This is a genomic window from Mycolicibacterium arseniciresistens (assembly GCF_030519285.1).
In the GTDB taxonomy this organism is placed as follows: Bacteria; Actinomycetota; Actinomycetes; order Mycobacteriales; family Mycobacteriaceae; genus Mycobacterium; species Mycobacterium arseniciresistens.
In genome coordinates this window covers 1-4704 of sequence record NZ_JAUMSQ010000276.1, presented here as the reverse complement: position 1 = coordinate 4704, position 4704 = coordinate 1, and the positions used below count along the sequence as shown (strand labels likewise).

Genomic DNA, 4704 nt, shown 5'->3' with positions numbered 1-4704 from the left:
CCGCGCGCCGGGTGCCGGGGATCGGGACCGACGGCACGCCCAGCGCCTCGGCGCGGTAGCGCAGCCATGCGAGCGCGACCTGCGCCGGGGTGGCGCCGACGGCGTCGGCCACCGTGGCGACCGTGTCCACCACGGCGAGGTTGGCCTCGAAGGCGTCGGCGGCGAACCTCGGCAGACTGCGCCGGAATTCACCGGCGGCCTCGAGGTCGGCGCCCGAGCGCACGGAGCCGGCCAGGAAGCCCCGGCCCAGCGGTGAGTAGGGCACGAAACCCACGCCGAGTTCGACGGCGGCCGGGACGACGTTGCGCTCGACGTCGCGGCTCCAGATCGACCATTCGCTCTGCACCGCCGCGATCGGATGCACCGCGACTGCGGCGCGCAACTCGTCGGCGGTCACCTCCGAGAGGCCGAGGTGGCGCACCTTGCCCGCGGTCACCAGCTCTGCCATCGCCCCGACGGCGTCCTCGATGGGCACCGAGACGTCACGGCGGTGCAGGTAGTAGAGGTCGATGACGTCGGTCTGCAGCCGCTGCAGGCTGTCGTCGGCGCTGCGGCGCACGTAGGCGGCGTCGTTGCGGACGCCGGGCCGTCCCGCGGACGGACGTCCCGGCAGGCCCGTGATGCCGAACTTGGTGGCCAGCGTGACCTCGTCGCGGCGGTCGGCGAGAAGAGCTGCGATCAGGCGTTCGTTGTCCCCGCCGCCGTAGACGTCGGCGGTGTCGATGAACGTCACGCCGAGGTCGAGGCAGCGGTGCAGGGTGTCCAGCGATTCGGCGTCGTTGACGGCGCCGTACACCGGCGTCAGGGCCATCGCCCCGAAACCCATCGCGCTGACGGTGAGCCCGTCACCCAAGCCGACTGCCGGTACCGCTTGTGCTGAGGTCATGTCTGGGTCAAGGTGGCGCGCCCGCCGATTCATTCCCGGGCCGTCGAAACCCTCCGCGACGTGCGCCGCCCGCCTAGCCTGATATGACGTAGCTCACAATCGGAGGCTTCCCATGCGGATCGCGGACGTGTTGCGGACGAAAGGGGCGGCGGTCGCGACGATCACGCCGGAGACGTCGGTCAGCGGGCTGCTCACCGAACTGTCGGTGCGAAACATCGGTGCGATGGTGGTGGTCTCACCCGACGGGCTGGCGGGCATCGTGTCCGAGCGCGACGTCGTGCGCAAGCTGCACGAGATGGGCGCGGACCTGCTGGGGCGGCCGGTGTCGGAGATCATGACGACCGTGGTGGCGACCTGCGACCCGGAGGACACCGTGGACAGCCTCAGCGCGCTGATGACGCGCAACCGGGTGCGGCACGTGCCTGTGGTGGTGGACGGACGGCTCGCCGGCATCGTCAGCATCGGCGACGTGGTCAAGACGCGGATGGAAGAATTGCAAGCCGAGCACGAACAGTTGCAGGCCTACATCACCCAGGGATGACCACTGTGCCGACCGACATCGAGGTGCGGCCGCCGGTGCGCGCCGAAATCCGTGCGCTCGCGCGCACGCTGGGGCGGGCGTTCTCCGACGACCCGGTGATGGCGTGGATGGTGCCCGACCCAACGCGCCGCGCGAAAGGGCTGCCGACGATGTTCGCGGCGATGACCCGGCATCACTTCATGGCCGGCGGCGGCGTCGAGGTCGCCCGGCGTGGGCAGGACATCGGGGCAGCCGCGCTGTGGGACCCACCGGGACGCTGGCAGCACTCGCGGCGCGAGGAGTTCCGGATGATGCCCTGGTTCCTCTGGGCGGCGCGCGGCCGCGTCGCGCGCGGGCAGCAGCTCACCGAGTTGATGAAGGAGCACCATCCCGAGGAACCGCACTGGTACCTGGGCGTCATCGGCAGCGATCCGACGGTGCGCGGGGGCGGTTTCGGGCAGGCGCTGATGCGGTCCCGGCTCGACCGGGTGGACGCCGAGCACGCGCCGGCCTACCTGGAGTCGAGCAACCCCGACAACGTCGCGTATTACCAGCGATTCGGTTTCGACGTCACCGGCGAGATCAAGCTCCCGGACGGCGGCCCCAGCATGATCCCGATGTGGCGGGCGCCGCGCTAGTCAGCTCCAGGAGTACTCGGCGCGCAACCGGGTGGCGATGATCTCGAACCGGTCCCGGTCCAGCACCGCACCCTCGCGTCGGATGCCCTCCTCGGGCACGTCGAGCACCCGGTCGAGGCGCACCCAGCTGGGCCGGCCGTCGCCGTCCCAGCCGCCGCTGCCGATACCGACCCAGTCCGGGTCGTCGCGGTGGTGGTCCTGGCTGCTCAGCATGAGGCCGAGCAGCGTGCGCCGGTCACGGCCCACCACCAGCACCGGGCGGTCCTTGCCGCGCGTCGGGTCGTCCTCGTAGACCACCCAGGTCCAGACGATCTCGCCCGGGTCGGCGCGGCCGTCGAGATCGGGGGCGTAGACCAGCTTGCGGGCCCGGTGCGCGGTCGGGACGCTGTTGTCGGTGACCGGCCTGCCGCTGGTGATCGCCGCGGTCGGCTGACCCGCCGCGGCGGCGCCGGCCAGGGCGGACAGGCCCGCCTCCAGGCCGACCTTGAGGCCCTGCTGGAGTCCCTGCTGCACGGTGCGCGGCTTGTTCTCGGACTGCTGGAGCTGGCGGATGAACTTCGGCGCCTCGTTGAACACGAAGTTCTTTGCGGCGGTCCCCGCGAACCGCTGGAACGACTTCCACTGCGGAGGCATGGAATCGAGCATAAGTGACCGGCGGGAGCTGCGATTGTGTCGCGACCGCCGGTGGTCGATACCCTTTAGGGGCGCACCACGCGCGTCCCACCCAGCCTCACCAGGAGATTCCCATCAGCAGCTTCGCCGACAAGACGTTCACTGCGCCGGCGCAGATTCGGAACTTCTGCATCATCGCCCACATCGATCACGGCAAGTCGACGCTGGCCGACCGGATGCTCGGGATCACCGGCGTCGTCGCCGACCGGGACATGCGCGCCCAGTACCTGGACCGGATGGACATCGAGCGTGAGCGCGGCATCACCATCAAGGCGCAGAACGTCCGTTTGCCGTGGTCGGTCGAGGGTCCTGCAGGTCCCGAGGACTTCGTCTTGCACCTGATCGATACCCCTGGCCACGTCGACTTCACCTACGAGGTGTCCCGGGCGCTGGAGGCCTGCGAGGGCGCGGTGCTGCTGGTGGACGCCGCCCAGGGCATCGAGGCGCAGACCCTGGCGAATCTGTACCTGGCGCTCGACCGTGACCTGACGATCATCCCCGTGCTGAACAAGATCGACCTGCCCGCCGCGGACCCGGACCGCTATGCCGGGGAGATCGCCCACATCATCGGCTGCGAACCCGAGGACGTGCTGCGGGTGTCGGGCAAGACGGGCGTCGGTGTCCGCGAACTGCTCGACGCGGTGGTCCGGCTGATCCCGGCGCCGGTCGGCGATGCGGAGGCGCCCGCCCGGGCGATGATCTTCGACTCGGTCTACGACATCTACCGCGGCGTCGTCACCTACGTGCGCGTGGTGGACGGCAAGCTCAACCCCCGCGAGAAGATCAAGATGATGTCCACCGGCACCACCCATGAGCTGCTCGAGGTGGGCATCGTCTCGCCGGAGCCGAAGGCCACCGAGGGCCTCGGGGTCGGCGAGGTCGGCTACCTCATCACCGGCGTGAAGGACGTCCGCCAGTCGAAGGTCGGCGACACGGTGACCACCGCGCGCAACGGCGCCACCGACGCGCTCACCGGCTACCGCGAACCCAGACCGATGGTGTACTCGGGGCTCTACCCGGTCGACGGCTCGGACTACCCGAACCTGCGCGACGCGCTGGAACGGTTGCAGCTCAACGACGCGGCCCTGGTGTGGGAGCCGGAGACGTCGGTGGCGCTGGGCTTCGGCTTCCGGTGTGGCTTCCTCGGCCTCCTGCACATGGAGATCACCCGGGAGCGGCTGGAACGCGAATTCGACCTGGACCTGATCTCCACCTCGCCCAACGTCGTGTACCGCGTCGTCAAGGACGACGGCACCGAACTCGTGGTGACGAATCCCTCCGACTGGCCGGACGGCAAGGTCGGCTCCGTCTACGAACCCGTCGTGAAAACGACGATCATCGCCCCCAGCGAGTTCATCGGGACCATCATGGAGCTGTGCCAGTCGCGGCGCGGCGAGCTCGGCGGAATGGACTATCTGTCGCCCGAGCGTGTCGAGCTGCGTTACACCATGCCGCTGGGGGAGATCATCTTCGACTTCTTCGACTCCCTGAAGTCGCGCACCCGTGGCTACGCCAGCCTGGACTACGAGGAGGCGGGCGAGCAGGAGTCCGACCTGGTGAAGGTCGACATCCTGCTGCAGGGTGAGGCGGTGGACGCGTTCAGCGCGATCGTGCATAAGGACTCGGCGCCGGCATACGGCAACAAGATGACCACCAAGCTCAAGGAACTGATACCCCGCCAGCAGTTCGAGGTGCCGATCCAGGCGGCGATCGGCTCGAGGATCATCGCCCGCGAGAACATCCGGGCGATCCGCAAGGACGTGCTGAGCAAGTGCTACGGCGGCGACATCACCCGCAAGCGCAAGCTGCTGGAGAAGCAGAAGGAGGGCAAGAAGCGGATGAAGACCATCGGACGGGTCGAGGTTCCGCAGGAGGCCTTCGTGGCCGCCCTGTCCGCCGACGCGGCCAGCGACAAGCCGAAGAAGTAGCCGATGCGGGCGGCGGCGGTGCTGGCGGCGGTGACGCTGCTCGCCGGCTGCGCGTCGCCC

5 protein-coding genes are annotated in these 4704 nt (G+C 69.4%); 3 read left to right on the top strand and 2 right to left on the bottom strand.

Annotation, left to right across the window (positions count from 1 at the left end; genetic code table 11):
* Positions 1-886 (bottom strand): aldo/keto reductase (locus Q2100_RS25240; RefSeq protein WP_302916259.1); only part of this gene is annotated, 886 nt, incomplete at its 3' end.
* Between the two features lie 112 nt (positions 887-998).
* Here Q2100_RS25240 and Q2100_RS25235 point away from each other — a divergent pair.
* Entirely contained in the window at positions 999-1427 is a 429-nt protein-coding gene (locus tag Q2100_RS25235; protein ID WP_264015366.1) for a CBS domain-containing protein, read from the top strand.
* Complete coding sequence (locus tag Q2100_RS25230) at positions 1424-2044, top strand: GNAT family N-acetyltransferase (RefSeq protein WP_302916258.1); 621 nt, start codon at positions 1424-1426, stop codon at positions 2042-2044. Before Q2100_RS25235 ends, Q2100_RS25230 begins: the two co-directional genes overlap by 4 nt.
* Here Q2100_RS25230 and Q2100_RS25225 read toward each other — a convergent pair whose 3' ends face one another.
* Positions 2045-2677 carry a type II toxin-antitoxin system PemK/MazF family toxin gene (locus Q2100_RS25225; RefSeq protein ID WP_302916257.1) on the bottom strand — a complete coding sequence of 211 codons (633 nt, stop codon included), beginning with the start codon at positions 2675-2677 and terminating at the stop codon, positions 2045-2047. It abuts the gene before it with no gap.
* 107 nt (positions 2678-2784) lie between these two features.
* Here Q2100_RS25225 and lepA point away from each other — a divergent pair, with 107 nt between their 5' ends.
* Complete coding sequence (gene lepA / locus Q2100_RS25220) at positions 2785-4644, top strand: translation elongation factor 4 (RefSeq protein WP_302916260.1); 1860 nt, start codon at positions 2785-2787, stop codon at positions 4642-4644.
* Positions 4645-4704 lie beyond the last annotated feature (60 nt).